This is a genomic window from Geobacillus proteiniphilus (assembly GCF_001908025.1).
Lineage (GTDB): Bacteria > Bacillota > Bacilli > Bacillales > Anoxybacillaceae > Geobacillus > Geobacillus proteiniphilus.
On sequence record NZ_MQMG01000099.1, the window covers coordinates 1 to 2,967 of the forward strand.

A 2,967-nucleotide genomic window follows, 5' to 3' on the forward strand; every position below is an offset into this window, starting at 1 on the left:
AGGAAACAGAAGATAAAATGATTGGAAGAACGGTAAGAAGGTAATTAAAAGTTTTTAAAAACGACACACACTGGATGGTTGAGAGAGCCTAGCCAGTGTTTTTCTGTGAAAATAATGAATCCATGAGCGGTTATTTTCATGCTTGGGTGGCGAGTAAAAGCTTACTCATGGATGTTTTTTGTGAAAGAAGGCCGAGAACTTTTCTCTTTTCTCTCTTTGTCTCCGGATATGAAGATCAAAACTTTATGATGAATCACTCGAAAAAACTTTGTTTGTATTATGGACAAACAAATAAAATTGCTTTATAATTTACTTGAAAGTTTTTAAAAATTAATGTCTATTAGGGGGGATATTATGAAGAAAGTTTCAAGGTTCTTAAGTCCTGTTTTATTCCTCTTTCTCATCCTGTTGTTGTCAGCCTGCGGGCAAGATGTTGCCAAAAATGAAAGCGGAAACAACAGTGGAGGTCAGGCAAGTCAAGACAAAAAAATGAAAATTGGTTTTTCTGTATCCGACCTTACACTGGAAAGATGGCAACATGACCGTGATATCTTTGTCGAAGAGGCGAAAAAGCTGGGAGCTGATGTCATTGTCCAGTCAGCAAATGGGGATAGCGAGAAACAATTATCCCAAATACAAAATATGTTATCTCAAGGAATTGACGTTTTAGTCATTGTAGCTGTTAACACGGAATCCTTATCCCCTGTTGTGCAACAGGCTAAAAAAGAAGGAGTCAAAGTGCTTGCCTATGACCGTCTCATCATGAATGCAGATGTCGATGCGTATGTGTCTTTTGACAACGTGCGTGTTGGGGAGATGCAGGCTGAGTACTTGGTAAAAAAAGTACCTAAAGGGAACTACTTCTTGTTAGGAGGCTCACCGACTGATAATAATGCCAAGATGTTTAGAGAAGGACAAATGAAGGTATTGCAACCACTAATCGATAAAGGTGATATCAAGGTTGTGGGGGATCAGTGGGCTAAAGACTGGCAGGCCTCTGAGGCAATGAGAATTATTGAAAATGCATTGACGGCTAATAAAAACCAAATTGATGCGATTGTTGCATCGAATGATAGTACCGCAGGTGGAGCAATCCAAGCATTAAAGGCTCAGGGACTCGCTGGCAAAGTAGCCATTTCTGGTCAGGATGCCGACTTGGCTGCTGTGCAACGGATCGTGGAAGGAACTCAATCTATGACAGTATATAAGCCGATCAAAAGCATCGCAACCAAAGCGGCTGAAGTCGCTGTCCAGTTGGCTAGAGGAGAAAAAATTCAAGCAGATGAAACGGTGAATAACGGCAAAGTAGATGTGCCATTTATTAAACTGGATCCCATTATGGTAGATAAAGATAATGTCATTGATACTGTTATTAAAGATGGATTCCATTCGTATGACGAAGTATATAAAAATGTACCTGAGGACAAACGCCCGCCGCGTCCGTAATTCGTTATGATTGATATACGGGCAGCCATCCTTGTCGTAACGCGATGGATGCTGCCCGTAGCTTCTAAACTTAGTTTATTAATCTAACTATCTTTGTTAGTAGGTGGGATATATGCAATCATATGTTTTGGAAATGAAGGGAATTACAAAAGAGTTTCCAGGGGTTCGGGCGTTGGATAACGTGACTTTTTCTGTCCGTAAGGGAGAAATTCATGCCCTTTGTGGTGAAAATGGTGCAGGGAAGTCTACCTTGATGAAAGTCTTAAGTGGGGTTTATCCATATGGATCATATGATGGAAAGATCTACATCGAGGGAAAAGAAGTCCGATTTAGAAATATTAAAGAGTCTCAAGAAGCAGGAATTGCGATTATTTATCAAGAACTAGCTGTAGTCGAGGAAATGACGGTTGCGGAGAACTTGTTTCTCGGTCATGAACTAATGCGAGGTAAATATATTGATTGGAATCGTTTATATTCTGAGGCACAGAAATGGTTGCAGAAAATTGGGTTGGACATTGACCCAGAGACAAAGGTTCGCAATTTAACGGTGGGCAAACAGCAGTTAATTGAAATTGCTAAAGCACTCTCAAAAAATGCTAAAATTATTATTTTAGACGAACCGACAGCAGCATTAACCGATAGTGATGTTGCCACCTTAAAAAATATTTTGTGCGATCTTCGTTCTCAAGGAGTAACTTGCATTTATATCTCCCATAGACTGAATGAAGTTATGGAATTGGCAGATACGGTAACCGTTTTGCGTGATGGCCAAACAATCAGCACCGATCGTATCGAACTGCTGACAGAAGAGCAGATTATTGCAAAAATGGTTGGAAGGGAATTAAATGAATTATATCCGTATGAACCAAGGAATGTTGGGAAAGAAATTCTCAAAGTTGACCACTATTCTGTCATTGATGAACAAACGGGAAGGGAAGTAATTCACGATGTTTCATTTTCATTAAAAGCAGGGGAAATCCTCGGAATCTCAGGATTGATGGGTTCAGGGAGGACCGAATTGTTTACCAGCCTATTCGGCGCCTATCATGGCAAGAAAAAAGGAACAGTTTGGATTGATGGGAAACAAGTTGATATTCGTCGTCCTGCAGAGGCGATTCAGTACGGAATGGCGTATGTATCTGAAGACCGAAAAAAGTATGGTCTCGTTTTAGAGATGGATATTATTAAGAATTCCACTCTTGTCGCTTTGAAAAAAGTCACAAAATGGAACGTTATTGATCATGCGTTAGAAGTGAAGCAGGCAGAAGAAATAACGAAAAGAATGAAATTAAAAGCTCCTACTTTAGAAGCGAAAGTATCCCAACTAAGCGGTGGAAACCAGCAAAAAGTCGTTTTAAGCAAATGGCTTTTAAATAGCCCGAAAATATTGATTTTGGATGAACCGACTCGCGGAATCGATGTCGGGGCAAAGTACGAAATTTACAAAATTATTAACGAGTTAGCTAGTCAGGGAGTGGGAATTGTTTTAATTTCATCTGAGTTGCCAGAAGTCATGGGAAG

General features: G+C 39.9%; 2 protein-coding genes. Both read left to right on the forward strand.

Annotation, left to right across the window (positions count from 1 at the left end):
- Positions 1-354: 354 nt before the first annotated feature.
- Positions 355-1,446 carry a D-xylose ABC transporter substrate-binding protein gene (gene xylF / locus BRO54_RS18560; RefSeq protein WP_011231371.1) on the forward strand — a complete coding sequence of 364 codons (1,092 nt, stop codon included), beginning with the start codon at positions 355-357 and terminating at the stop codon, positions 1,444-1,446.
- A gap of 112 nt (positions 1,447-1,558) precedes the next feature.
- Positions 1,559-2,967 (forward strand): xylose ABC transporter ATP-binding protein (locus BRO54_RS18565; protein WP_074044835.1); only part of this gene is annotated, 1,409 nt, incomplete at its 3' end.